The following is a 24,421-nucleotide window of genomic DNA, read 5'->3' as shown; positions in this document are numbered from 1 at the left end:
TCCCGCGTGTCGCATTCCCCGACGGCACTCTTTGACGCGATTTCGCCCGACGGTTCGCCGGTTTTGCGCCGGGGAAGAGGGTTTCCGTGCGCAAGGTCATCAGTTGCCCCGTCAGCATGCGATATGTACCGGTAGTTGAGAAGCTGTGCCCGTGTGAGGCCAATGAGAACGCAGTGGCCGGAAGGGGAACGGGAATGACGGTGCCGGTGTTCATCGAATTCGAGCCCGCGGACGACTGCCCCTGCGCGGGCTGCGCGCAGCAGCGGCGCGCCCTCGCGCAGGCGGCGCGGCTCAGGGACGGTGGCCACCCCGCCGCGCACGGCGCCCGCCGCGCGCTGGTGCTGGCGGCCGCCGCCGGCACGGTCCTGGCGACCCCGGCCGCCGGTGCCCTCCCGCCGGCGGAGGCCGGCCGTCCCGCGGCCGGCCCGGCCGGCGGCACGGGACCGGCCCCGGCCGCGGACGCGGTGCCGGGGACGCAGGGCCCGGTCAGCGGCTTGTACGGCGGCGCGGGCAGCGGGCGCGCGCGGCCCGCCGAGGAGCCGCGCGCCACCACGCGCGCGGCGATCATCGCGCGGGCGAAGGCGTGGATCGCGGCCCGGGTGCCGTACAACATGAACGGTTACTGGTCCGACGGCTACCGCGAGGACTGCTCGGGCTTCGTCTCGATGGCCTGGGGGCTGGGCAGCAACCAGTGGACCGGATCGCTCGGCCGGTACGCCGTGCGGATAACAAAGGACCAGCTGAAGCCCGGCGACATCCTGCTCTTCCACAACGCGGGGAACCCGTCGGCGGGCTCGCACGTGACCGTCTTCGGCGGCTGGGCGGACGCCTCCCGGAAGAAGTACGTCGCGTACGAACTGGCGCCGCAACACGCCCGGAAGCGGGTCACCCCGTACGCGTATTGGAGCAACGCCGACAAATACGTGCCCTATCGCTACCGGAATCTGGTCGACGGCGGCTCCCCGGACAGCGATTTCCCCGACGGTGGCCTGTCCGACGGCGGGCTCCCGGACGGCTTCGCGCACTCCTTCCCCGGCCTCGGGCACTTCGGGCCCGGCGCCGACAACGCGTGGGTGACCAAGCTCGGGCGGCTGCTGGTGGCCCGCGGCGGCGGCGCGTTCTACCACTCGGGGCCCGGGCCGCGCTGGAGCTCGGCGGACCGCAACGCCACCCGGGCCTTCCAGCGCGCCCAGGGCTGGCGCGGCGCGGAGGCCGACGGCCTGCCCGGGCCGGACACCTGGGCGTATCTGACCGGCGGCAAGGGCCGGAACATCGACGGCCACAAGGCCACCGGCAAGGCGGGCGGCTTCCCCGGCGTCCGGCACTTCCGGCCCGGGCAGAGCGGCAGCCACATCACCCGGCTCGGCCGGCAGCTCGTGAAGAAGGGCTACGGCAAGCACTACACCTCGGGCCCCGGACCGCGCTGGTCGGAGGCGGACCGCAGGAACGTCGAGGCGTTCCAGCGCGCGCAGGGCTGGCGCGGCGCCGACGCGGACGGCCATCCGGGCCCCGAGACCTGGCGGCGACTCTTCCTATGACGGAGCACTTCATGGCAGGCAGAACGGACAGCGGACAGCCGGAGACGGTGTTCCCGGCGGACCCGGCGGGGGCCGGGGCGCGGGGATACGGGCAGGCGCCGCGGATGGTCCCCCTGATGGACCCGGACACGGGACTGCCCTTCGTGGACGAATTCGGCGTCCCGGCCGGGCAGTCGCCCACGGGCTCGCCGGGGCCCGCGCCCACGGACACCGCGGACCAGGTGCCCCCTGTCCGACCCGCCGCCCCGTACTGGGCGGCCGCCTCGGAGCCGATGCCCGACCCGGCGCCCGTACCGAGGCCCGAACCCGAACCCGTGCCGGAGCCCCAGCCGGACCCGGGTCCGCAGGACCTGCCGCCGACGGCCGGCATCGAGGCCGCCGAGGAGCTGCTCGACACCGCCGAGCGCGCGGTACTGACCGACGCCCTCGGCGTGGTCGACGCCGGCAGCCGGGTGACCTCGCCGGCCGCCGCCGGGGAGAGCGGCCCGGACCGCCCCGCGTCCGTACGGCCCGGCAGCCGGCGCGTCCCCGCCGAGGACCCCGACCTCACCGAGCGGCGCGGCCCCTCGCTCCCCGGCGGGCCCGTGCTGTGCGCCGGGCTGCTCGCCGCCGCGTGCTGCGGGGCCCTGCTGTGGTGGCACGGGATGCTGCCCGACCAGGCCGTACGTCTGCTGCGGCTGCCCGCCCGGGCCCCTTCGCCGCTGGTGCTCCGCGACCTGGCGCTGCTCGTACTGGGCTGCGCGGCCACGCTCTTCGCGCTCGGCGGGCTGGCCCGCGGCCGGGTCGGCGGCGCCTGGGTGCTCAGCCTCTTCGGGCGCTACCGCGGCACCGTCCGGCGCACCGGACTGGTGTGGATCAGCCCGGTGCTGCGCCGCCGCCGGGTGGACGTGCGGCTGCGGCACTGGCGCAGCGAGCCGATGCCGGCGGTGGACGCGGCCGGGGTGCAGCTGCGGGCGGTGGTGCTGGTGGTCTGGCGGGTCGTGGACGCCGCGCGGGCCCGGTACGCGGTCGACGACCACGTCACCTACCTGCGCGAACAGGTGGAGGCGGGGACCGCGAGGGTGCTCGGCCGGCTGCCCGCCGATGCCTTCCACGAGGACACCCCGAGCCTGCGGGACGCCGACGCGGTGGGCGACGCGCTGACCGCGCAGCTCGCCGCGGACTGCCGTCCGGTGGGCATCGAGGTGTTCTCCGCGCAGCCGACCCGCATCGAGTACGCACCGGAGGTGGCGGCCGCCATGCACCGCCGGCAGATCGCCGCGATCGACGCCCGGCACCGCGACACCGTGCTGACCTCGGTGGTGGACGCGGTGGACGACACCGTACGGCGGCTCACCACCCGGGGGCTGGTGGAGCTGGACGACTACGAACGCAAGGCGCTGGTCAAGGACCTGACCGTGGCGTTCTACACCGCCCGCGGCAGCGCGGCGGCGCAGGAGTGAGGCGCCGTGGTGGCTGCCACGACCCGCACCCTTGAACTGCAGCTGCTGCTCGGCCCGGACACCGTCGTCCCGGTGGCGGGCCGGTTCGGCTACCGCAGCGACCGCCCGTACGAGGTGCGGGTCGCCTTCGTCAGCCAGGGCCGTACGGTCACGACCTGGGTGTTCTCGCGGGAGCTGCTGCTCGCCGGGCTGCGCGGCCCGGCGGGCGAGGGGGACGTGCGGATACGGCCGTTCCGGGACGAGGTCGGGCTGCGCCGGGTCCACATCGAGCTGCGGACCGCCGGGAGCGCGTGCGCGCTGACGGCCGAGGCGACGGACCTGGCGGCCTGGGTGCGGGCGACGGCCGAGGTGGTGCCGCCGGGGGAGGAGAGCCGCTTCCTCGACCTGGACGCGCACCTCGCGCGGCTCTTCGCGGAGCGGAACTGAACTGAACCCAGGGGAGCCGAGAGCCTCGGCAATTGGTCTGGACAAGTGCAACACCCGTCATTACGCTGCGACTTGGTCTAGACCGCAATGCACGGCTCTCACGGAACCTCCCCCACGTTCAGGAGCGAAGCATGCGCAAAAAGATCGGCGTCGCCGTCATCACCCTCGGCATGGCCGGCGCCTCCCTGCTCGCCACCGGCAGCGCTTCCAGCCACGGGTACGGCACCCAGCCCCCCAGCCGGCAGTCGCTGTGCGCCGCCGGCACCGTCAAGGACTGCGGCGCCATCCAGTGGGAGCCGCAGAGCGTCGAGGGCCCGAAGGGCTTCCCGGCCGCGGGCCCCGCCGACGGCAAGATATGCGCCGCCGGCAACTCCTCGTTCGCCGAGCTCGACGACCCGCGCGGCGGCCAGTGGCCCGCGACGGCCCTCAAGGCGGGGCAGGGCTTCACCTTCACCTGGAAGATGACCGCGCGGCACGCCACGACGGACTTCCGGTACTACATCACCAAGCAGGGCTGGGACCCGAGCAAGCCGCTCACCCGGGCGGCCCTGGAGTCCGAGCCGTTCATGACGGTGCCGATGGGCGGCAAGCAGCCGCCGGAGGTCTGGTCCCAGCAGGGCACCGTGCCGACCGGCCACACGGGCCGGCACCTGATCCTCGGCGTGTGGAACATCGCCGACACCGGCAATGCCTTCTACTCCTGCGCCGACGTGAACCTGTCGTAACGCCCGGCCGCCGGCCGCCCCGGTACACGACGAAGGCCCTCACCGGAGTGAGGGCCTTCGCTGTCTGTGCGCCGCCAGGGACTCGAACCCCGGACCCGCTGATTAAGAGTCAGCTGCTCTAACCAACTGAGCTAGCGGCGCCTGCTGACGACGTAAATACTACCTGGTCCCGAGGGGTGCTCCGGACCATGTGGCGCCGGCCACACCGCGGGCCCGGCCGCCGGGCGCTCGGGCGCCCGGCGGGAGGTCAGAGCGCCAGCGACAGCAGGACCGGAGCCGCCCTGCGGTTCAGCGTGTCGGCCGCCTTGCGCAGCCGGTGGGCGTGCTCCAGCGGCATCGAGAGCGCGAGGCAGCCCACCGTCGCGCCGGCCGTGATCGGGACGGCCGCGCAGACCGTGCCGACGGCGTACTCCTGGAGGTCCAGGACGGGGACGGAGGCCGGCTGGCTGTCGAGCTTGTGGAAGAGCACCTTCTCGTTGGTGATCGTCCGGGAGGTGAGCCGGGCGGTCTTGTGCCGCGAGAGGTGGTCCCGCCGGCCGTCGTGGTCGAGCTGGGCGAGCAGGCACTTGCCCATCGCGCTCGCGTGCGCCGTGCGGTGGAACTCCGCCCATTCGTTGACCTTGGGGGTCTGCGGGCCGTCGGCGTAGTGCAGGATGCGCACCTCGCCGTCGATGTAGCGGCTGATGTAGACCGCGGCGCCGACGGAGTCGCGCAGCTCGTCGAGCGAGGTCTGCAGCTTGTCGTTGAGCGCCTGGGCGCGGTCGACGCCGCCGCCGAGCAGCGACAGGGACTCCCCGACGATGTACGCGCCGTCGGAGAGCTGGTCGAGATAGCCCTCGCGGCGCAGCATGGCCAGCATGTGCGTGAGATGGGCGGCGGGCAGACCGGTCTCCCGCGCTATCTGCGCATCGGTCGTGCCGGTGGGGTGCCGGGAAACCGTTTCGAGCACACGGAGTGCGTAGCGCACCGAGTGATAAGGCGCGGTGGGCTCGTACGTCGGCGCCACGGTGTCCCCCTAGCAGGTTGTGACCGTTTGCATCGTGACCGTCGCCGCCCGTCACGGACAGCACGCGTCGCGTGGCCTTACCGGGTGGCGGGGCTCGTACCACGATAGCGGCCAACCGGGCGTACAGGAGGGGGGCTTGAGTGAAAATCGTCGTTCAGCACGCTTCTGTTCAGCGGTTCACCACCGAGGCATATGCCAAGGGCACGGTTCCTAAGGACAAAACGGCCCGCCGCCCCTCATAGGGCGGCGGGCCGCTGACGCGCCAGGAGGTCAGAGCACCGCGCTCAGGAACTCCCGCGTCCGCTCGTGCTCCGGCTCCGTGAAGATCTTCTCCGGCGGCCCGGACTCGATGACCCGGCCCGAGTCGAACATCAGGACGTCATCGGAGATGTCCCGCGCGAAGTTCATCTCGTGCGTCACGCAGAGCATGGTGATGTCGGTCGTGTGGGCGATGTCCCGCAGTACGTCCAGGACGCCGGCCACCAGCTCCGGGTCGAGCGCGGAGGTGACCTCGTCCAGGAGCAGCACCTGCGGCCGCATGGCCAGGGCCCGGGCGATGGCCACCCGCTGCTGCTGGCCGCCGGAGAGCTGGCTGGGGTACTTGTCCACGTGCTCGGTCAGGCCCACCAGGTCCAGCAGCTCGTGGGCGCGCTCCTCGGCCGCCTCCTTGGGCATCCCCAGCACGTGCACCGGCGCCTCGGTGACGTTGCGCAGCACCTTCATGTTGGGGAAGAGGTTGAACTGCTGGAAGACCATGCCGATGTTCTTGCGCACCTCGCGGGTGTGCTTCTCGCCGGCCGGGACGAGCTTCTCGCCCTTCTTCTCGTGGGTGAGGTACTCCCCGGCCACCCGGATCGTGCCCTCGTCCGGCTTCAGCAGCGTCATCAGCAGCCGCAGGATCGTGGTCTTGCCGGACCCGGACGGGCCGATGAGGGTGACGTGCTTGCCCGAGGAGACCGTGAAGTCCAGCGAGTCCAGGACCGTATTGGTGCCGAAGCGCTTGGTGACGCGGTCGAAGCGGATCAGCTCGCTGCCGTCCACCGCCGGGTTGGCCGTTTCTTTCGAGATGCTGCTGTCAGCGGACAAGACGACGCTCCAGGGCTCGCAGGAGAAGGGAAGCCGGGTAGGCGATGACGATGAAGGCGAGGCCGACGACCGTGTAGGGCTCGATGGTCTGGAAGGTCTGCGAGGAGAACTGGCGGGCCTCGCCCAGCATCTCCAGTACGCCGATCACGAAGATCATCGGCGTGTCCTTCAGCATCGCGACGACGTAGTTGCCCAGCGCCGGCACGACCCGGCGGATCGCCTGCGGCAGGATCACCGCGCCCCAGGTCCGCATGCGCGGCAGGCTGAGCGCGGTCGCCGCCTCCCACTGGCCCACCGGTACGCCGTCGATGCCGGCGCGGTAGACCTCGGCGGTGTACGTCGAGTAGTGCAGGCCGAGGCCGATCACGCCGGTGGTCAGCGCCGAGAGCGTGATGCCCCACTCGGGCAGCACGTAGTAGAGGAAGAAGAGCTGGACGAGGAGGGGAGTGTTACGGATGAACTCGGTGATCCCCACCACCGGCCAGCGCACCACGGCGTGCTCGGAGCGCTGCGCCATGGCCCAGACCAGGCCGAGGACGAAGGCGATCAGCGAGCCGAGCGCCAGGGCCTCCAGGGTGACCAGGAGGCCGTGCAAGAACATCGGCATGAAGTCGCCGACCGCGTTCCAGTTCCAGTTCACTGGCCGGCACCTCCCGCCGGGGCCGCGCCGGAGCGCGTGATGTCGCCGACCTGGCCGGCGCTCAGCTTGCTGCGCAGGCCCTCACGCTTCGTGGGGGCCTGCCCGATCCCGGCCTTGGCCTGCCGCTCCACGACCCGCATCCCGCGCGTCAGCAGGAAGGCGAGGATGAAGTACATGACCAGGATGATCGTGTAGACGGGGGCGCTCTGGCCGGTGGCGTTGCGCACCAGCGAGGCGCCGAAGGCGATGTCGGCCACGCCCATGATCGAGACCAGGGCCGTGCCCTTGAGCAGCTCGATCAGCAGGTTGTTGAACGGCGGGACCATCTCCGGCCACGCCTGCGGCAGGATGATCTTCCGCAGCTGCTGGGCGGGGCTGAAGCTGAGCGCGATGCCCGCCTCGCGCTGGGCGGGGGCGACGGCGTTCACGGCACCGCGGACGACTTCCGAGCCGTACGCGCCGTAGCTCAGGCCCAGGGCGAGGGTGGCGGCCCACAGGGGGACCAGCTGCCAGCCGAAGCCGATCGGGAGCACGAAGAAGATCCAGAACATCAGGATCAGCGCGGACGTGCCGCGGAAGATCTCGAAGTACGCGCCGGACAGGAAGCGCACGATCCACAGCCGGTGGGTACGGGCCAGTCCGATGACGAAGGCCATCACGGCGGCGAGTGCGGCGCTGAAGACCGTCAGCTGAACGGTGATCCAGACGCCTTTGAGGAGGAGTTCCCACAAACCCCAGCTGATTTCGCTCATGGCTTGCACTTCTCCTTAGCGGTGATGGTCGTCATCTGGTCCTTCGTGAAGCCGAAGGGCCGCATGACGTCCAGGAGTTCGCCGCTCTTCTTCATCTTGTGCAGCTCGCGGTTGAACGCGTCCCGCAGATGGGTCTCCGGGCTGCGGAAGGCGAAGCCGCCGACATCGATGACCGGCTTTCCGTCCACGTACGGCGTGACTTCCTCGGTGGCCTCCGCCTTCGTCGTCTCGGTCTCGCGCACGACGTTCCGCACGGTCACCGCGGTGCCGACGAACACGTCGATGCGTCCCTGCTCGACCGCGAGCAGGCCGGCCAGCTGGTCGGGCAGGGTCGTGATGTGCTCGACCCCGGCCTCCTTGGCGTAATCGATCTCCGCGTAGCCGACGCCGGTCGCCATGCGGGCGCCGGCCTTGGCGATGTCCTTGTAGGAGTGCAGCTTCTTCGGATTTCCCTTCGGGACGATGAAGGCGTCGAGCATCTGGTACTCGGGATCGGCGAAGATCACCTGTTCGCAGCGTTCCGGATTGATATACATCCCGGCGGCCACGACATCGAACTGGAGGGAATTCAGCCCGGTGATGAGCGAGCCGAATTCGGTGGCGAACGGCTGGACGTTCGGCACGCCCAGCCGTTTGAAGATCCGCTCGGCGATGGCCGGCGCCGAGCCGGTCATCTTCCCGTCCTTCCCGATGTAGCTGTACGGCTGCTCGCCCGCCAGGCCCAGCCGTACGGAGCCCTTGGCCCGCAGCTGTTCCAGCAGGTGCCCGCCGTCGCCGGTGTCGGCCGTCGAGACCCGGCTGCACGCGCTCGTCGCGCCCATCGCGCCCGCCGCGCCGAGCGCCGCCACCCCCGCGAGCAGCGTGCGGCGGCGGAGGCCGCTGCCGGAACTTCGCCTGATTTCTTTGGTGTTCCCCATTGGTGGAGCCATGGGCGCGCGACTACCCCGAGTCGAGTGACCTATGCCGATCGTTTCCGGCCCTTGATGCTTCCGGTACCGAAGGGCTCCTACACGGAGTTGCGGGGGAAACATGGGTGTAACAGCGGCTATGGGTGGGGTGATTGAGACAGGAGGGAAATGACTTCTCCCGTGCCGCCCGGGGAAGAGTCCGGGGACGCCCTACGCTCGAAGTGCCGGGTGATACGTCACCAATGAGCGGCAAGACCGGTAAGCCCGGCAAGCATGATAATCAACCAAGAGGGGTCATCATGGCCGACCGCTTCATCGAGGTCTCCCTGGACAAGCGCGGCGTGCGCTGCACGGCCAAGCTGCTCGACGACCGCGCGCCCGTCACCTGCGCCGCCGTCTGGGACGCGCTCCCGCTCGGCGGCGACGTCTACCACGCCAAGTACGCCCGCAACGAGATCTACGCCCTGGTGCCGCCCTTCGCCCCCGAGGAGCCGCCGCTGGAGAACCCCACGATCACCCCGATCCCCGGCGACCTGTGCTACTTCACCTTCACTCAAACCCAGCTGGCCACCTCCTCGTACGGATACGAGGCGGCGGCCGAACGGCAGGGCGCGAAGGCCGCGCACGCCGAGCGCACCACCGTCGTCGACCTCGCGCTCTTCTACGAGCGCAACAACCTGCTGATCAACGGCGACGCCGGCTGGGTCCCGGGCATCGTCTGGGGCTCCGTCGTGGACGGCCTGGACCGGATGGCCGACGCCTGCCAGGACCTCTGGCGGGCCGGCGCGATCGGCGAGACGCTCAGCTTCCGCCGGGCGTAGCGCTCAGCTTCCGCCGGACGCGGTCACGAGCGCCGGGGCCGGGATGTCCGCCACCCCGGTCCCGTACAGGGCGTGCGCGGCGCGCAGCACCAGCGCGTCCGCGTGCCGCGCCCCGACCAGCTGCACCCCGATCGGCAGCCCGTCGCCGTCCACGCCGCACGGCAGCGACGCGGCGGGCTGCTGCGTCATGTTGAAGGGGTACGTGAACGGCGTCCAGCCGGTCCAGCGCTCGTGCCCCGACCCCTTCGGCACCTCCACGCCCGCCTCGAAGGCCGTGATCGGCTCGGTCGGCGTGACCAGCAGGTCGTACGTCTCGTGGAACCGGCCCATCTGCCGGCCGAGCGCCATCCGTACGTCCATCGCCGCCAGATAGTCCAGCGCGCTGTAGCGCGCGCCCTGCTCGCACACCGTGCGCAGCGCCGGCTCCAGCAGCTCGCGCGCCTCCTCCCCGAGCGGCTGCACGACCCTGGCCGCCCCGCTGAACCACAGGGTGTGGAACGCCTCCACCGGGTCCTCGATCCCCGGGTCGGCCTCCTCCACGTGCGCGCCCAGCTCCGCCAGCTTCGCAACGGCCCGCCGGACCGCCGCCGCGACCTCGGGCCGCACGGGCACGTCCCAGCCGAGCGTCGGGCTGTACGCCACCCGCAGCCCGGCCACCGGACCCGACAGCTGCTCCAGGAACGAGCCGGAGACCGGGCCGAGCTGCGACCAGTCCCGCCAGTCCGGCTTCGAGACCGCGTCCATCAGGAGCGCCGCGTCCGCCGCGTCCTTCGTCATCGGCCCCACGTGGGCCAGCGTCCCGAACGGGCTCGACGGATACATCGGGATCCGCCCGTACGTCGGCTTCAGCGCGAAGCACCCGCAGAAGGAGGCGGGGATGCGGACCGAGCCGCCGCCGTCCGTCCCCAGGCTCAGCGGCCCGGCGCCCAGCGCCACCGCCGCCGCGCCGCCCCCGCTGGAGCCGCCCGCGGTGCGCTGCGGGTCGTACGGATTGCCCGTCACGCCGTACAGGGGGCTGTCGGTGACGCCCTTCCAGGCGAACTCCGGCGTCGTGGTCTTCCCGATGAAGACCGCGCCCTGCTCCCGCAGCCGGGCGACCGAGGGCGCGTCCTCGTCCCACGCCTGGTCCGCGCGCACGGTCCGGGAGCCGCGCAGGGTCGGGCCGCCGCGCATCAGGATGATGTCCTTCACGGTGACCGGCACGCCGTCCAGCGGCCCGGCCGGGGTGCCCGCCCGCCAGCGTTCCTCGGACTCCTTCGCGGCGGACAGCGCCTCGTCGGCCTCCAGCCGGGTGAAGGCGTTGACGTGCGGCTGCACCCGCTCCGCCCGGTCCAGCGCGGCCCGCGCCGCCTCGACGGGGGAGAACTCGCCCGCCGCGTAACCGGCCGTGAGCCGCAGTGCTGTGAGATCCGCCAGTTCGGTCATCAAGCCCTCCATCGGGGGAGCGGAGTGTGCGCGGAATGCGCCCCGGCGGGCCGGGGCGCGGGCGGGCGCGGCGGAGGACGTACGTGCGGGCTTACTGCACCGGCACGTACCCCAGCCGCTTGTCGACGACGTTCAGCAGCGGCTCGCCGGCCACCCAGCGGTCGTAGTTGTCCACGAACTGCTCGGCGAGCGCGTCCCGCCAGCCGAGGGTGTCCCCGCACATGTGCGGCGAGACGATCAGGTGCGGGACGTCCCAGAGGGGGCTGTCCGTGTCCAGCGGCTCCTGCTGGAAGACGTCCAGCGCGGCGGCGGCGATCTTCCAGCCGCGCAGCGCCTCGACGAGATCCTGCTCGATCACCATCGGGCCGCGCCCCACGTTCACGAAACGGGCCGATTCCTTCATCCGGCCGAACGCCCGCCGGTCGAAAAGGCCGCGGGTCTCCTCGGTGAGCGGCGCGGCGCACACCACCCAGTCGGCGGCGGGCAGCAGCCCGTCCAGCGCATCGCTCGCATGCACCAGTCCGAACTGCGGATCATCCGGCCGCTCCCGGCGTCCGACCAGGTCGACCTTGATCCCGAGCGCCTTCAGGGTCTCCCCGATGGCCCGCCCGATCGGCCCGGAACCGACCACGACGGCCCGCGATCCGGCCACGCGGAGCGTTTCCCTGTGCTGCCAACGGCGCTGCCGCTGGAGTTCCCAACTGCCATAAAAATCCTTGGCCATCGCGATCACCAAACCGGCGACGTACTCCGCGATCGGCTGCTCGAAAACGCCCCGCGCATTGGTCACAACGGTCTCGTCCTCGATCAGCCCGGGGCACAGCAGCCGGTCCACGCCGGCGCTCGCGGTGTGCACCCAGGCGGGTCGCGGGCCGCCGGCGGCCCAGGCGTCGCGGATGGCGTCGGAGGTGAAATCCCAGGCCAAGAGCACATCGGCGGTGGGAAGTTGGCCGGCCAGCGTCGTCTCGTCCGCGAAGATCACTTTGGCGCGTCCGGACAGTCTGTCGAGCTTCGGCGGCGGGTCGGAACCAAGGACAAGGACGGTGTTTTCGGTCATGGGCCAGAAACCGTTCTGAAACGTGTGCCCCTTTAACTGAAGGAGGCGCCGACAGATGCCTGAGATGCGAGGATTGACCACGCTAAGAAGTCGTATCTACCGTGTCAACAACGGCTCTGTCCCGACGTCCCGGCTTGTGCCGGTTGTATCAAAATCCCTGGCCAATGGCCTAGCCCTTCGTTCTTCTAGGGGCCATTCATGGACGTCTCTTTTCTCGGGGGCCCACAGCCTCAGTGCGGCGTGGGTGTCGTAGCTCCCTTCGACTTCGCGCTCGACCGTGAGCTGTGGCGCTGGGTTCCCGACGACGTGTCCCTGCACCTCACCCGCACCCCTTTCGTACCGGTCGAGGTCTCGCTCGACCTCGCCCGGATGGTCAGTGAGCACGAAACGCTCCGGGAGGCGGTGCAGGCGCTGTCCGCGGTCGCACCGCGGGTGGTCTCCTACGCCTGCACCTCGGGCAGTTTCGTCGGCGGCGTGGCGGGCGAGCGCGCCATGTGCGCCGCCATGCAGCAGGCCGGTGAGGTGCCCTCGGTGACCACCTCGGGGGCGCTGCTGGACGCGCTGTGCGAGATCGGCGCGCGGCGGGTCGCCCTGGTCACGCCGTACACCAAATCCGTCACCGACTCGCTGGAGGAGTATCTGGCAGAAGCGGGCATCACGGTCACGGGCCGCGCCTACCTGGGCCTGACCCGGCACATCTGGAAGGTGCCCTACCGCGACGTCGTCGACATGGCGCGGCAGGCGGTGGTGGGCGCGACCGACGCGCTCTTCATCAGCTGCACCAACCTCCCGACGTACGACGTGATCCCGCAGCTCGAGGCGGAGCTGCGGATGCCCGTCCTGTCGGCCAACCAGGTCACCATGTGGGGTGCGCTGCGTGCCATCGGCAGCCACGCGGTAGGCCCGTACCAGGCGCTGCTCGACCCCGTCGCGAGACGCGGCCCCGCGGCGCTGTCCGGATCGCCGGACGCCGTGCCGCGGCACCGGCCGGAGCCCGAGGCGGCCTTCGCCGGGCCGCCCGTCGCACCGGAGGCCGAAGCGGCCGAGGGGCTCGACGCCCCGCCCTTTCCGGACGATACGTACGACGCCTGACGGTCTCTCGGTCGCAGGCGCGTACGCCACCTGAACAGCACGTCGCTCCGTACACCCGCACCCGCACCACGTATGGGAGATCTGCATGGCCACGGTCGGCTTCCTCTACCCCGGCTACTCCGCCGAGGACGACTACCCCCGTATCGAGTCCCTCCTGGGCGCCGGCGTCCGGCTGCCGCTGGTCCACACCGACATCGGTGAGGACGCGCACCGGGTGGACGCCCTGCTCGAAATGGGGTCGGCGGCGCGGCTGGCCGCGGGGGTCGCCGACCTGAAGGACCAGGGGGCGGAGGCCGTCGTCTGGTCCTGCACCAGCGCCAGCTTCGTCTTCGGCTGGGAGGGCGCGCAGGAGCAGGTCCGGGAGCTGTCGGCCACCGCCGGGCTGCCCGCCTCCAGTACCTCCTTCGCCTTCGCGCGGGCCATCCAGGCGCTGGGTGCCGAGCGGGTGGCCATCGCGGCGACCTATCCGGAGGACGTGGCCGAGTACTTCCACGCCTTCCTGAAGTCGGCCGGCACGGAGGTCGTCTCGACCCGCGGCAGCGGCATCATCACCGCGGCGGAAGTGGGGACGTGGGGGCTGGACGAGGTACTGCACCTCGCCCGTACGGGGGACCATCCCGACGCCGAGGTGGTCCTGCTGCCCGACACCGCGCTGCACACCGCCGCGTACCTCCCCGCCGTCGAGGAGGCGCTGCGCAAGCCGGTGCTCACCGCCAATCAGGTCACGGTCTGGGAGGGGCTGCGGCTGCTGGACCGGGAGATCGTCCGGCCCGAGCTGGGCACCCTCTTCGCCGGGCCGCGGCGGGAGGGCTGACTGCGGCCCGGCGGACGGGCCGCCGACCGGCCGCTGACGGTCGCCGGGAATAAACGGAGTTCTACTCCGGTTGGTCGCGGGGAAGACCCGCTACCTAGGAGGACCCGCACCGTGAGCGGCCACGACGACGCAAGCCGGGGCCCGGCCCCTGAACCCGACCGGGCCTCCGGCACGCCCGCCACCGACGACGAGATCCGGGGCACGGCGCAGGGCTCCGCGCCCGTACCGCTGTCCGTGCTGGACCTGCTGACCGTCGGCGCCGGAAACACCGCCACCGATGCGCTGCGCACCGCGGCCGCCATCGCGCGGACCGCCGAGCGCCGGGGCTACCACCGTTACTGGGTCGCCGAGCACCACTCCATGCCCGGCGTCGCCTCCTCCTCGCCGGCCGTCATCCTGGCCCACCTCGCCGCGCAGACCGAGTCCATCCGGCTCGGCTCCGGCGGCGTCATGCTGCCCAACCACGCGCCGCTGGTGATCGCCGAGCAGTTCGGCACCCTCGAAGCGATGGCCCCCGGCCGTGTCGACCTCGGCCTCGGCCGCGCGCCCGGCACCGACGGCGCCACCGCCGCCGCGCTGCGCCGCACCGAGCGGCTCAACGAGGGCGCCGACGACTTCCCGCAGCAGCTCGCCGAGCTGATCCGCTTCCTGGACGACGACTTCCCCGACGGGCACCCCTACTCCCGTATCCACGCGGTACCGGGTCCCGTCCAGGCCACCTCGCCCGGCGGCGTCCAGTCCGCGCACCGCCCGCCGGTCTGGCTGCTCGGCTCCTCCGGCTTCAGTGCCCGCCTGGCCGCCCAGCTCGGCCTGCCGTTCGCCTTCGCGCACCACTTCTCCGCGCAGAACACCATCCCCGCGCTGGACCTGTACCGCGAGACCTTCCGCCCGTCGGCCGTGCTGGACGAGCCGTACGCGCTGATCGGCGTCGGCGCGCTGGCGAGCGAGACCGAGGCGGAGGCCCGCCGCCAGGTACTGGCCGGGGCGCTGTCCATGATCCGGCTGCGCACCGGCCGGCCCGGCCTCGTGCCCACGCCGGAGGAGGCGGAGAGCCACCCGTACAGCATGGTCGAGGAGGACTTCGTCGAGAGCTGGCTGGGCAACGTCGTGTACGGCACGCCGGACGCGGTCCGCCAGGGCCTGGACGACCTCGCCAAGCGCACCGGCGCGAACGAGCTGATGATCACCGCCAACGCCCACGGCGGCGCGGCCCGCCTCCGCTCCTACGAACTGATCGCGGACGCGTACGGGCTGCCGGGCGGGGGCGCCTGACGAGAGCGGGCTGCCGCGCGTCCTGGACGGGGGACGGGACTGGCGGGGCGGTGACGGGCCCCGTCAGCCCCGGTTCCCCTCTTCTTCGTTGCTCGGCGGGCCGGCGAGCAGCGCCGGGACCCGGTCGGCCGGCAGCGGGCGGGAGTACAGCCAGCCCTGGCCGGTGTCGCAGCCGATCCGGCGCAGCCGCGCGGCCTGCTCGGCGTTCTCCACGCACTCCGCCGTGACCGTCAGGCCCAGCCGGTGGGCCAGCGCGACCAGCGCCTCCACGATCGTCTCGTCCGCCGGGTTCGGATGTTCCTCGGAGCGGAAGCCGCGGACGAAGGAGCCGTCCAGCTTCAGTACGGAGACGGGCAGCCGGCTGAGGTAGGCCAGGTTGGAGTAGCCGGTGCCGAAGTCGTCGATCGCGATGCGGACGCCCATGTCGCTGAGGGCTTGAAGGGCCTGCAGCGGGCGGCCCGCCGAGCCCATCACGGCCGACTCGGTCAGCTCCAGCTGCAGCAGCCCGGGCGCCAGGCCGGTCTCGGCGAGGATCCCGGCCACGTCCGCGACCAGGTCGGAGTCCCAGACCTGACGGACGGCCACGTTCACGCTCACGAAGAGCGGCGGCTCCCCGGGGCGGGCCAGCTGCCACGCGCGCGCCTGGTGGCACGCGCGCTCCAGGACCCAGCGGCCCAGCTCGACGATCGCGCCGTTCTCCTCCGCCAATCCGATGAACCGATTCGGCGGAAGTGTCCCGAACTGCGGGTGCCGCCAGCGCACCAGCGCCTCCACGCCCTGCGCCCGGCCGTCGCCGAGCCCGACCAGCGGCTGGTACTCCAGCGTGAACTCGCCGCGGTCCACGGCCGGGCGCAGCGTGCTGGAGAGCGCCTGCCGGGTCATGCGGTGCGCGTTGCGCTCGGGATCGAAGAGCGTCCAGCGAGCCTTGCCGTCCGCCTTGGCCCAGTACAGCGTCGTGTCGGCGGCCTGCATCAGGCCCGTCGCCGTCGTGCCCGCCGCGGCCCGCTCCACGACCCCGATGCTCGCCGACACCGACAGCCGCTGCCCCGCCAGGTCGAACGGGCGCTGCAGCGCGTCCAGCACGGACTGCGCCAGGTCGGCCAGCTGCTCGGTGCCGGTGGAGTCCTCGACCAGCAGCGCGAATTCGTCGCCGCCCAGCCGGGCCACCAGCTGTCCGCCGCGCCCGGCCCGGCCGGCGGGGTGGTCGCCGCAGCGGGCCAGCCGCTGCGCGACCGCGCCCAGCAGCCGGTCGCCGACGCGGTGCCCGAGCGTGTCGTTGACCGCCTTGAAGCCGTCCAGGTCGAGGTAGCACAGCCCGATCCGGCCCGTGCCGCCCCGGTCGTACGTCGCCGACTCCAGGGCCGCGGCCAGCCGCTCGAAGAACAGGGCGCGGTTGGGCAGCCGGGTCACCGGGTCGTGCATCTGGAGGTGGCGCAGCCGGGCCTGGAGGTCGTGCCGGTCGCTGACGTCCGTGACCGAGAGCAGGACGTGGTCCCCGCCGGGCAGCGGCTCGACGCTCACCTCGGCCCAGAGGGAGTGGCCCTCGGGGTGCTTCAGGCGGCGGGTGCAGCGCAGCCGGTCGCTGCGGCCGGCGAGCACGTCTCGGTACGCGGTCCAGATGTGCGGGTCGCCGCCGAGGTCGGTGAGGTCGGCGGCGGAGGCGGCGACCAGCGCGCGCGGGTCCTTGCCGAGCAGCTCGCCGAAGGCGGGGTTGGCGGCGGTCACCAGTCCGTCGCGGCCGAGGACGGCCATCGGCAGCCGGGCGGCCTCGAAGGCGGCGCGGTAGCCGCCGGGGGAGACGAGGAGGGGGGCGGGGGCCGTTCCCGGGGCGTCGTCGGGGGCGGCCGAGTACTCGGCACCCGTGGGCGCGCCCCCTTCGCATTCGTTGGCCGCTTCGTCACCCTCCGTGACCGCGGGCAGTGTCGCTCCGGGGGCGCGGCTCGTGCCGTCGGAGTGTCCGCTCACTGCTCGCTCCCGCTTGGCGCTGGTCCGGTCGGTCGGTCTCGGGAAACTCGGGAAGGGGGGAATCCGCGGTGTAAGTGTGGCGATCATAGAGGTTTCCCGGACGGCCTAGCCAGCAACACCACCGTGATGATCGGCATCGATGACCGGATGTTTGATGGTTTCTGTGCGCGTTTGTGCGGCGACCGGTCCTGTCCGATCGATTGTGACGTTCCGTGATCACGGAGCGGTGCGCGGCTGTCACTCAACTGGCCCCATGGAACAGGACGAACACCGACGAATCCCCACAGGGTGGATGGGGTGTTCCGAATCCCGTTCCGGGAGGTCGATGTGCCGCACTCCCAGACACTCCAGGGGGTGGACCGCGGACGGCTGAGGCGGTTCGCCGCGATCGCCACCTCGCTGGTCGCCCTGGTCGCCACCTCCATCGTCGCCGCCCCCGCCACCGCCTCCGAAGCCACCCTCTCCTGTGCTCTGCCCCGCGCCGACGTCCACCACTCCGAGGGCCTGGACTCCTGGAACGGCACCTACGCACGCCCCGTGCGCTCCCTCGACGCCGTCATGGTCTTCCTGTCCTTCCCCGACGCGCGGCCGCGCGTCGCCCCGCGGCGGCTCGCCACCGAGTACTTCCCCGCCACCAGCCGCTTCTTCGAGACGGCCTCCTACGGCAGGTTCCGGCTGCGCCCGCACGTCCAGCGGCACTGGGTGAAGATGCCGCGCACGTCCACCGCGTACGGGATACAGCGCGACTGGGACGCCGCGGGGCGCAGCGCGTACCTCGACGACGCGGTCGCGGCGGCCGACGCGGAGGTCGACTTCGGCCGGTACGACATGGTCTACCTGGTCGCCGACCCGGACGCGCCCGGCGTCGACTCCGACGCGACCAAGGTCGTCAACCTCGACCAGCCGCTGACGGCGGACGGTGCCCCGCTGCACCGTTTCGTCACGGTCTTCGAGAACAACCCGCCGGACCACAACGTCCTCGCGCACGAGACCGGCCACGTCTTCGACCTGCCGGACCTCTACCACCGGCCGGCCGACGGCATGGGCGACTGGGACACGTACGTGGGGGACTGGGACCTCATGGGCAGCCAGTTCGGGATGGCTCCCGAGCCCTTCGCCTGGCACAAGTGGAAGCTCGGCTGGCTCTCCGACCGCCAGGTCGACTGCATCCCCGTGACCGGGAGCGCGGTGCGCACGCTGCACCCCCTCTCCGCGCCCGCACGCCCCGGTGACCGGCAGCGGTCGCGGCTGCTCGTCGCCCGTACGGGGGAGAGCGGCGCGATCGCCGTGGAGGCGCGGAACGCGGCCGGCAACGACCGCGGCATCTGCCGCGAGGGCGTGCTCGTCTACCGGATCCGCAGCGCCACGCCCTCCAGCGAGGGGCCGGTGCAGGTGCTCGACGGTCACCCGCACTCCTCGGCCTGCTGGGGCGCCTCGGTCCACCCGCCGCTCGCGGACGCGCCGCTGGACGTCGGCGAGAGCCTGGACGCGGGGGACGGCGTACGGGTGGCGGTGACGGGCCGGACGGTGGCGGGCGACTGGACCGTCAAGGTCACGCGCGAGTGAGCCCGCGGGCCGGTGGCCCGGCCGTCCCGGCATACGACGAAGGCCCCCACCGGAGTGAGGGCCTTCGTGTGTCTGTGCGCCGCCAGGGACTCGAACCCCGGACCCGCTGATTAAGAGTCAGCTGCTCTAACCAACTGAGCTAGCGGCGCCTGCTGACGTGGAAAACCTTAGCATCCTGATCGGGGAGGGCAAAAATCGATTCGCCGCCGGTGATGGTGCTGGTGATCGCTTCAGGAGCGGACGGGTACGCCGGTCGCGGCCGGGCCTGCGGCGCCGGACGCCGCGGGGCTGTCCGAGGGGGTCGCGCGGGCCGCTCGTACGCACGCCCACAGCAGCACGTCCGGGCCCGGCAGCCAGGGATGGCGGACGTCCGGGGCGACCAGCCAGCGCGAGGACGGCGGCGGGGAGTCCGGCGCGGGCGGGCAGGGGTGCAGCGGCGGAATGCTCACCGCGTCCCCCGTGCCGTGGCACAGCAGCGGCGGCACCGACCGCGCCCACTCCTCCCAGGAGAGCAGCGCCGGCAGCCGCTGGGCGGTGCCGCGAGCCGCGAACAGCAGCACCCGGCCGCGGTGCACGGCGACCGGTCCGGAGCCGGGCCCCGCCGCCCATAAGCAGTCGGCCATCCGGCGGCCGAAGAGGGCGGGGGCGTTGATCACGTCGAACACCGTGCCGCAGGGCAGCACGCTCGGCGCCGTGGGATGGGTGGCCCACAGGTGGTGCACCCGGCGGGGGTGCGGACTCGCCGAGGCGAGCCAGTCGGCACCGGCGAGCGTGACGTACGACGCGGGGTGGTGCGCGGGCCGGTGGCGGTCGGGGGCCGGGGGCTGGGGCCAGTCGCTCATGACGTCAGGTCTACCGGTAGAGGAGGTTCCGTTTCTGTGGATTGCCGGAAAACGGGACACGGGAGAGTGAGACGGAGTATCTTCCTACCCGCATATGCCAACGGCCCATGATCACCGCAGTACGGATCATGAGCCGCGAGCCCGGCCGGCGCTTCCGGGAGGCTTATCCGACCTCGTCCGGGCGGGTGCCGCCGTCCCGTATCAGCGAGTGACCGAACTCCACCATCTTGCGGGCGTAGTCCTCGGTCCAGCCGGCCCGCTCGGCCAGCACCGCCAGCGACAGCCGGTCGAACCGCCGCGGATCGGCGAGCTGCGCCGCCGCCATCGCCTGGAACTCCGTCGCCCGGTCGGCCGCCGAGCGGAAGGCGAGCGCCAGCTCCGTGGAGCGGGACAGCAGCTCGCGCGGATCCTCGATCGACTCCAGGTCGAAGAAGTGCTCGGGGTCCGCCGTGGCCTCGGGCGGCTCGAACAGCAGCGGCGCCGGTTTCAGGCGCCGGGGCGCGGGGGCCGCACCGCGCGGATCGGGAGCCGACTGCGGCTCGGACATGTACCTACCTCCAGAATCGTGTGCCGCGTCCCATTGTCCCGCGCCGCGCAAGTACGCCCTGGCCGCGCGCGTACGCCGGGAGGCCGCGGCTACGGCCGCCACGGCACGCGGTGCTCCGCCAGATGCGCCAGCACCGCGTGGTTCGCCTCCCAGCCGTCCGGGAACTTCACCGTGACGCCGAGCTGGACCGGCTCCGTGGACGGATGCTCGTCCAGCAGCTGCGTCACGCCCTCGCGGCACACGACGACGCACGCGTGCCGGTGCCGGGAGGCCAGTACGCACAGCCGGCCCGTCTCCAGGTGGAAGGCCGTCGCGTCCGGGCGGCCGGACAGCGGGTGCAGGACGACCGTGACGTCGAACTCCCGGCCCTGGAGGCGGTTGGCCGTGTCCACCGCGACGCCCGTGACGCCCAGCCCGGACAGCGCGGCGCGCACCGCCGCCGCCTGGTCCCGGTGGGCCGTGCCGACCGCGATCCGGTCGGCCGTCAGCGGCGCCGGGTCCGGTCCGCGCTCGCTGACCGTCGCGCCGCCGCGGTCCAGCAGCCGCCGCACCACCTGGGCCACCGCGCGCACCGCCTCGGGGTCCGTGCGCGGCGTGTGGCGCGCGGGCAGTTCGAGCAGGCCCCAGCCGGTCTCCGCCGCCTCGTCCACCACCCGGTCCACCGCCGAGCCGTCCGACGGCACGCCCAGCGTCAGCCGCCGGTCGCCGTAGCCGGTGCCGCTGCGGAACGGGGTGTACGGATAGAACGCGTGCGACACCAGGGGCGCCGCCGAGGCCGGCAGCCGCCAGGACACCGGGAGGCGGTGCTGCGGGAGGTCCGGATTGTGCGCGAGGAGCGTCGAGACCGCGCTCGCCGACGGGTCGTACGACAGCCCCGCCCACTGGTCGGCGCCCACCACGCTGAACGGGTCCAGCTGGCCCGGATCGCCGACGAACAGGGCCCGCTCGAACAGCCCCGCCACGGCGAGCAGCGCGTCGGACCGCATTTGGTACGCCTCGTCCACGATCGCGTGCGGCCAGGGCTCGTCCACCTTCGTGTAGGCCCACTTCGCGGCGGTCGCGACGACGATCGGGAGGCCCTTGAGGTCCGCGATCTTCGCTGCCGTACGGACGGAGGAGACGTCCTCCAGCGCGGGGTCGTAGGCGCCGGGCTCGCTGCTGTGCAGCCGGCCGACGGGCAGCTCCGGGTCCTTCTCGGCCAGCCGCAGCACCAGGTCGTCGACCTGCGCGTTGGTCTGCGCGACGATCATCAGCGGGCGGCCCGCGGCGGCCAGCTCACGCGCGGCGCGCACCACGAGCGTGGACTTGCCCGCGCCCGGCGGCGAGTCCACGACGACGCCGCGCCGGTCGCCGTGCAGCGTGTCGCGCAGGATCGCCTCGGTCGCGGCGGTCGCCGCGGCGCCCGGGTCGAACGCCGTACCGGCCGGCGCGGGAATTCCGCGGCTCACAGGAAGTCCTCCGCGGTCACGGGGTCGGGGTCGGGGAGCGGGACGGGCGCCGGGGCCTGCGCGGGGATGGTGGTCTGCGCGGGCGCCGCGGTCTGCGCCGGGACAGACGTACCGCCGGCACCGCTGCCCGGCGGCGGTCCGCCGTGCGTCCACGGCGTGTCCTCCGGATCGGGCAGCTCGGGGCCGCCGCGCGGCGCGTGCTCGAAGAGCGTCCAGCACACCCGGTCGCCCTTCTCCGGCACCGAGCCCGGCTCCGGCGTCTTCCCGCGGCCCATGCCGCCGGTCAGCCGCACGACCAGCGTGCCCGGCTGCTCCGGTACGTACGCGACGAACTCCGCGGTCTGCGTCTTCCCGCCGTCCAGCGCGCGGTACAGCTTCGCCCGCTCCTCCAGCTGCGGCCGGTCGCCCGTGCGCAGCGTGACCAGCGGCCGGGGCATCGGCCGCCTGCCCTCGGACATCGCCATCTCCACCTCGGTCACCTCCCCCTCCAGCGCCTCGCCGGTCAGCCGCCGCCCGGCCATCACCAGCGGGTCGTCCAGCGCCTCCTGGGCGTCCAGCTGGGCCTGCGCGGTCTCCCGGGAGGCGAGCTTCTGCGCGGCCGTGACCGCGTCGTCCAGCCGCGGCTGCGGCGGCTCGCCCGCACGCACCCGGTCACGGTGCGCGGTGTAGGACCAGCGGTCCCGCCGCCAGCGGTCCGCCACCCGCGCGCCCTCGGGCAGCCCGCGCAGCAGGCCGATGCCGCGCCACACCGCGTCCCAGGTCGGCCGCAGCACGCTCGCCACCAGCGCGTCGAACTCCTCGCGCGCGCCCGGCACTCCGGCGTCGTACCGCGCGATGGCCGGCGCCAGCAGGCCGTTGTCGAACGCCGGGTCCGTCGCGGGCCCGGCCGGCGGGCACAGCAGCTGCCCGCGCGCGTCCCGGGCCGTCTCGGCACGCAGCGCGGCGTCCTGCCCCGACTCGCCCTCCGGCGGGTCGATCCAGGCGAGCAGCGCGCCCAGGTGCTGGTCCTCGGCGAGGCTCTGGCCGGTAGCCCAGTGCCGGGACAGCAGCCCCGTCATCGGCAGCAGCAGGCTCGAACCGGGCACCCGGGCCCGCTCGCCGAAGTGCGTGAGCCAGCGGCCCAGCAGCGGGACGTGCGGCGGCGCGGGATGCGGGGTGTCCGGGTCCTGCTCGGCCGTCCGCCGGAAACGCATCGACCGGCCCAGCAGCCGTACGAAGTCGACGCCCGCCGCACTGGCCACGATCAGCTGCGGGGCGTCCGCGCACAGCTCGGTCTCGACCGTGACCCGCTTGCCGGTCTGCGGATCGGTCTCCTTGCGCTCGGCGGGCTCGACGTCGTCGGCGAAGGAGTCCACGTACGGCAGGACGGCGGCGGCCAGCTCGGCGAAGAACGCGAACCGCAGGTCACGGTCGCGCGGCTGCGGCACGGTCAGCAGCAGCGGCGCCCCGGGGTCCGTGCCGACCAGCGCGCCGAGCGGCGCACCGGTCTCACCGGCGGTCGTCAGCGGGACGAACACCAGGGGGCGCGGGGAGAGATGGCGGTGCCGTACGGTCGCCAGCGGCGTGGCCCGGCCCGCCGCCACGGCCTCCATCCTGGCCAGCACGTCGATCAGCGACATTCCGTCTCCTCGCGAGCGGCCGACGCCGGGTCGGGGGCCGGGGCCTGCGCCGGTACGTGAGCGGAGGCCGTGGCCAGCGCTTCGGCGCGCAGGGCGGCGGCGCGGCGCAGCGCCTCGGCAGCGGGGTCGTCGTGGGTGGCAGGGGCGTCCTCGGAAGCGTACGCACTGGTCGGGGCCGAGGGCGTCCGTTCGCCGTCCGCCGTACCCGAGGCCGCCGCCAGCACCTCGCCGACCGTGCGCAGCCCGCCCAGCTCGCCGCGCACGCCGCGGCCCAGCGACTCCACCAGGCCGGCCTCGCGGGCCCGGCCGCGGCAGTGGAAGGCCAGCTCGCACGTGGCCAGGCACTCCGGCGCGTATGCCGCGCCGACCGACTCCACGGCCTCGGTCAGCTCCTCGGCCGGACGGGTCGCGGTCTTCCCGTCGTCCGCGAGGCGCAGGTCGAAGGTGGTGTCCTCGGGGAGCGCGGCGGCCAGCTCGTCGACCCGGGTGAGCCGGGCCAGCTGGCGGCGGGTCGTGGCCAGCTGCTTGCGCAGGTCCACCGGGGCCGCGGCCGGGAGGTTCGAGAAGTCCTTGGGGCAGACCAGCAGGGCGCGGTCGCCGACCCGCGGCGCGTGCCCGTCGCCCTCGGGGGTGTGCCGCGCCACCTGCTCGGCGACCTGCTCCAGCGCGAGGGCGTACACCGCCGACTGGCGGGCCGCCGCGCCCACCTTGGCCGTGTCGGCCGTCCCGTCGATCATCGGGAACGACTTGATCTCGATGACGCTCCACAGCCCGTCGGGGTGGACGACCACGGCGTCCGGCTCCAAGTACGCGGGTGAACCGGCCACGTCCAGCGCGAGCATCGGATGGTCCAGGAGCGTCCAGCCGCCGCGCGCGGCCGCCTCCCGGAGAGCCAGCGCCGTCCGCGCGGCCCGCCCCTGCGGACCCGCCGCCGACAGGTCGGGCGTGGCCGCGGCGCCGGGCTCCGGGGCCTGCGCACCGCCCCCGAGATGCTCGGCGGCCAGCCGGATCAGCTCGGCGCCGCCGTCGGCCTTGACCCGCGCCTCGAACGAATGGCCGCGCGCGATCGCGAACTGGGACTGTCCGAAGGGCGCCGGCGAGCCGAGCGCCCGGGCCAGCGCGGCCTTGTCCACGCCCGCGCCGTCCAGCAGCGCGCGGCGCCGGCAGCCCGGGTTCGCCGCCAGCGCGGCGAGCGCCCTGGCGTCCAGCGGGCGGGGCGGCACGCCGGGGCCGCGCAGCTCGGCCAGGCGCGCGCGCAGCCCCGTCGCCGGCCGCGGCCGCGCCTCGCGCGCCGCCGCCGGCTCGGACCGACTGTCGCGGAAAACGTTCACCTGCGGAAGTCTCGCATCCACCACCGACATTCGCGCGAAGACCAGGCGCACCACCGCCCGCTCGGACAACGATCACGCCACGAGCTCCGGGGCGCGGGC

22 protein-coding genes and 2 tRNA genes are annotated in these 24,421 nt (G+C 73.1%); 9 read left to right on the top strand and 15 right to left on the bottom strand.

All coding sequences use genetic code 11. The features are described 5' to 3' along the window. Positions 1-194: 194 nt before the first annotated feature. From ACIGXO_RS14895 to ACIGXO_RS14880, 4 genes are all read left to right on the top strand, one after another. The gene (locus ACIGXO_RS14895) at positions 195-1,538 is read left to right on the top strand and encodes a peptidoglycan-binding protein (RefSeq protein WP_399785551.1); all 1,344 of its coding nucleotides are present in this window, start codon (positions 195-197) and stop codon (positions 1,536-1,538) included. A gap of 11 nt (positions 1,539-1,549) precedes the next feature. Beyond that, entirely contained in the window at positions 1,550-2,980 is a 1,431-nt protein-coding gene (locus tag ACIGXO_RS14890; protein WP_399785548.1) for an SPFH domain-containing protein, read from the top strand. A gap of 9 nt (positions 2,981-2,989) precedes the next feature. Continuing rightward, on the top strand, positions 2,990-3,406 hold the full coding sequence (locus ACIGXO_RS14885) for an SsgA family sporulation/cell division regulator (RefSeq protein WP_399785545.1): 417 nt from the start codon (positions 2,990-2,992) through the stop codon (positions 3,404-3,406). Between the two features lie 131 nt (positions 3,407-3,537). After that, positions 3,538-4,131, top strand: coding sequence for a lytic polysaccharide monooxygenase (locus ACIGXO_RS14880; RefSeq protein WP_399785542.1), 594 nt, complete (start codon positions 3,538-3,540; stop codon positions 4,129-4,131). Between the two features lie 67 nt (positions 4,132-4,198). Here ACIGXO_RS14880 and ACIGXO_RS14875 read toward each other — a convergent pair. From ACIGXO_RS14875 to ehuB, 6 genes are all read right to left on the bottom strand, one after another. Beyond that, positions 4,199-4,272: transfer RNA gene (locus ACIGXO_RS14875), tRNA-Lys, on the bottom strand. A 106-nt stretch (positions 4,273-4,378) separates the two neighbouring features. After that, positions 4,379-5,137, bottom strand: coding sequence for an IclR family transcriptional regulator (locus ACIGXO_RS14870; protein ID WP_399785539.1), 759 nt, complete (start codon positions 5,135-5,137; stop codon positions 4,379-4,381). Between the two features lie 270 nt (positions 5,138-5,407). Further along, positions 5,408-6,178 carry an ectoine/hydroxyectoine ABC transporter ATP-binding protein EhuA gene (ehuA, locus tag ACIGXO_RS14865; RefSeq protein WP_399785689.1) on the bottom strand — a complete coding sequence of 257 codons (771 nt, stop codon included), beginning with the start codon at positions 6,176-6,178 and terminating at the stop codon, positions 5,408-5,410. 34 nt (positions 6,179-6,212) lie between these two features. Next, a complete protein-coding gene (gene ehuD, locus ACIGXO_RS14860; RefSeq protein WP_399785535.1) occupies positions 6,213-6,863 on the bottom strand; it encodes an ectoine/hydroxyectoine ABC transporter permease subunit EhuD in 651 nt (216 codons plus the stop codon). After that, positions 6,860-7,615, bottom strand: a complete 756-nt coding sequence (gene ehuC / locus ACIGXO_RS14855; protein WP_399785533.1) for an ectoine/hydroxyectoine ABC transporter permease subunit EhuC — start codon at positions 7,613-7,615, stop codon at positions 6,860-6,862. The genes ehuD and ehuC overlap by 4 nt, the downstream gene beginning before the upstream one ends. Then, positions 7,612-8,544, bottom strand: coding sequence for an ectoine/hydroxyectoine ABC transporter substrate-binding protein EhuB (gene ehuB, locus ACIGXO_RS14850; RefSeq protein ID WP_399785531.1), 933 nt, complete (start codon positions 8,542-8,544; stop codon positions 7,612-7,614). Before ehuB ends, ehuC begins: the two co-directional genes overlap by 4 nt. A 278-nt stretch (positions 8,545-8,822) precedes the next feature. Between ehuB and ACIGXO_RS14845 the strand changes: the two genes are divergently transcribed. After that, a complete protein-coding gene (locus ACIGXO_RS14845) occupies positions 8,823-9,344 on the top strand; it encodes a DUF3830 family protein (RefSeq protein ID WP_399785528.1) in 522 nt (173 codons plus the stop codon). Between the two features lie 3 nt (positions 9,345-9,347). Here ACIGXO_RS14845 and ACIGXO_RS14840 read toward each other — a convergent pair whose 3' ends face one another. Both ACIGXO_RS14840 and ACIGXO_RS14835 read right to left on the bottom strand, forming a co-directional pair. After that, the gene (locus ACIGXO_RS14840; RefSeq protein ID WP_399785525.1) at positions 9,348-10,769 is read right to left on the bottom strand and encodes an amidase; all 1,422 of its coding nucleotides are present in this window, start codon (positions 10,767-10,769) and stop codon (positions 9,348-9,350) included. Positions 10,770-10,860: 91 nt separating this feature from the next. Further along, positions 10,861-11,826 (bottom strand): D-2-hydroxyacid dehydrogenase, encoded by a 966-nt coding sequence (locus ACIGXO_RS14835; protein ID WP_399785522.1) that lies wholly within the window; start codon positions 11,824-11,826, stop codon positions 10,861-10,863. Between the two features lie 198 nt (positions 11,827-12,024). On the opposite strand from ACIGXO_RS14835, the gene ACIGXO_RS14830 reads away from it, so the two are divergent. The 3 genes from ACIGXO_RS14830 (at position 12,025) to ACIGXO_RS14820 (ending at position 15,004) form a co-directional block, all read left to right on the top strand. Further along, positions 12,025-12,918 (top strand): decarboxylase, encoded by an 894-nt coding sequence (locus ACIGXO_RS14830; protein ID WP_399785519.1) that lies wholly within the window; start codon positions 12,025-12,027, stop codon positions 12,916-12,918. An 85-nt stretch (positions 12,919-13,003) separates the two neighbouring features. Beyond that, positions 13,004-13,732: a decarboxylase gene (locus tag ACIGXO_RS14825; RefSeq protein ID WP_399785517.1), complete on the top strand. Its 729-nt coding sequence runs from the start codon at positions 13,004-13,006 to the stop codon at positions 13,730-13,732. 192 nt (positions 13,733-13,924) lie between these two features. Further along, positions 13,925-15,004: an LLM class flavin-dependent oxidoreductase gene (locus tag ACIGXO_RS14820; RefSeq protein ID WP_399785686.1), complete on the top strand. Its 1,080-nt coding sequence runs from the start codon at positions 13,925-13,927 to the stop codon at positions 15,002-15,004. Positions 15,005-15,067: 63 nt separating this feature from the next. Here the strand turns inward: ACIGXO_RS14820 and ACIGXO_RS14815 are convergent, their stop codons facing one another. Further along, entirely contained in the window at positions 15,068-16,969 is a 1,902-nt protein-coding gene (locus ACIGXO_RS14815) for a putative bifunctional diguanylate cyclase/phosphodiesterase (protein ID WP_399785514.1), read from the bottom strand. Between the two features lie 297 nt (positions 16,970-17,266). Between ACIGXO_RS14815 and ACIGXO_RS14810 the strand changes: the two genes are divergently transcribed. Beyond that, positions 17,267-18,535: a M6 family metalloprotease domain-containing protein gene (locus ACIGXO_RS14810; RefSeq protein WP_399785511.1), complete on the top strand. Its 1,269-nt coding sequence runs from the start codon at positions 17,267-17,269 to the stop codon at positions 18,533-18,535. Between the two features lie 75 nt (positions 18,536-18,610). Here ACIGXO_RS14810 and ACIGXO_RS14805 read toward each other — a convergent pair. The 6 genes from ACIGXO_RS14805 to ACIGXO_RS14780 all read right to left on the bottom strand — a co-directional run bounded on the left by ACIGXO_RS14805 (position 18,611) and on the right by ACIGXO_RS14780 (position 24,352). Next, positions 18,611-18,684 (bottom strand) — tRNA-Lys (locus ACIGXO_RS14805). Positions 18,685-18,765: 81 nt separating this feature from the next. Further along, complete coding sequence (locus ACIGXO_RS14800; RefSeq protein WP_399785507.1) at positions 18,766-19,377, bottom strand: hypothetical protein; 612 nt, start codon at positions 19,375-19,377, stop codon at positions 18,766-18,768. Between the two features lie 163 nt (positions 19,378-19,540). After that, on the bottom strand, positions 19,541-19,924 hold the full coding sequence (locus tag ACIGXO_RS14795; RefSeq protein WP_399785504.1) for a hypothetical protein: 384 nt from the start codon (positions 19,922-19,924) through the stop codon (positions 19,541-19,543). Between the two features lie 89 nt (positions 19,925-20,013). After that, a complete protein-coding gene (locus ACIGXO_RS14790; RefSeq protein WP_399785501.1) occupies positions 20,014-21,372 on the bottom strand; it encodes an AAA domain-containing protein in 1,359 nt (452 codons plus the stop codon). Next, positions 21,369-22,991, bottom strand: coding sequence for a hypothetical protein (locus tag ACIGXO_RS14785; protein WP_399785498.1), 1,623 nt, complete (start codon positions 22,989-22,991; stop codon positions 21,369-21,371). The genes ACIGXO_RS14790 and ACIGXO_RS14785 overlap by 4 nt, the downstream gene beginning before the upstream one ends. Beyond that, a complete protein-coding gene (locus tag ACIGXO_RS14780; protein ID WP_399785682.1) occupies positions 22,982-24,352 on the bottom strand; it encodes a hypothetical protein in 1,371 nt (456 codons plus the stop codon). Before ACIGXO_RS14780 ends, ACIGXO_RS14785 begins: the two co-directional genes overlap by 10 nt. Positions 24,353-24,421 lie beyond the last annotated feature (69 nt).

This window comes from Streptomyces sp. NPDC053542, assembly GCF_044544685.1.
Taxonomy (GTDB): domain Bacteria; phylum Actinomycetota; class Actinomycetes; order Streptomycetales; family Streptomycetaceae; genus Streptomyces.
Note: the sequence above shows the minus strand (reverse complement) of the source record. Positions and strands in the feature narration are given on the sequence as shown.

Coding starts and splice junctions, on each gene's coding strand:
- ACIGXO_RS14895 (WP_399785551.1), top strand. CDS start 195: ATGACGGTGCCGGTGTTCATCGAATTCGAGCCCGCGGACGACTGCCCC.
- ACIGXO_RS14890 (WP_399785548.1), top strand. CDS start 1,550: ATGGCAGGCAGAACGGACAGCGGACAGCCGGAGACGGTGTTCCCGGCG.
- ACIGXO_RS14880 (WP_399785542.1), top strand. CDS start 3,538: ATGCGCAAAAAGATCGGCGTCGCCGTCATCACCCTCGGCATGGCCGGC.
- ehuC (WP_399785533.1), bottom strand. CDS start 7,615: ATGAGCGAAATCAGCTGGGGTTTGTGGGAACTCCTCCTCAAAGGCGTC.
- ehuB (WP_399785531.1), bottom strand. CDS start 8,544: ATGGCTCCACCAATGGGGAACACCAAAGAAATCAGGCGAAGTTCCGGC.
- ACIGXO_RS14845 (WP_399785528.1), top strand. CDS start 8,823: ATGGCCGACCGCTTCATCGAGGTCTCCCTGGACAAGCGCGGCGTGCGC.
- ACIGXO_RS14840 (WP_399785525.1), bottom strand. CDS start 10,769: ATGACCGAACTGGCGGATCTCACAGCACTGCGGCTCACGGCCGGTTAC.
- ACIGXO_RS14835 (WP_399785522.1), bottom strand. CDS start 11,826: ATGACCGAAAACACCGTCCTTGTCCTTGGTTCCGACCCGCCGCCGAAG.
- ACIGXO_RS14830 (WP_399785519.1), top strand. CDS start 12,025: ATGGACGTCTCTTTTCTCGGGGGCCCACAGCCTCAGTGCGGCGTGGGT.
- ACIGXO_RS14825 (WP_399785517.1), top strand. CDS start 13,004: ATGGCCACGGTCGGCTTCCTCTACCCCGGCTACTCCGCCGAGGACGAC.
- ACIGXO_RS14800 (WP_399785507.1), bottom strand. CDS start 19,377: ATGAGCGACTGGCCCCAGCCCCCGGCCCCCGACCGCCACCGGCCCGCG.
- ACIGXO_RS14795 (WP_399785504.1), bottom strand. CDS start 19,924: ATGTCCGAGCCGCAGTCGGCTCCCGATCCGCGCGGTGCGGCCCCCGCG.
- ACIGXO_RS14785 (WP_399785498.1), bottom strand. CDS start 22,991: ATGTCGCTGATCGACGTGCTGGCCAGGATGGAGGCCGTGGCGGCGGGC.
- ACIGXO_RS14780 (WP_399785682.1), bottom strand. CDS start 24,352: ATGTCGGTGGTGGATGCGAGACTTCCGCAGGTGAACGTTTTCCGCGAC.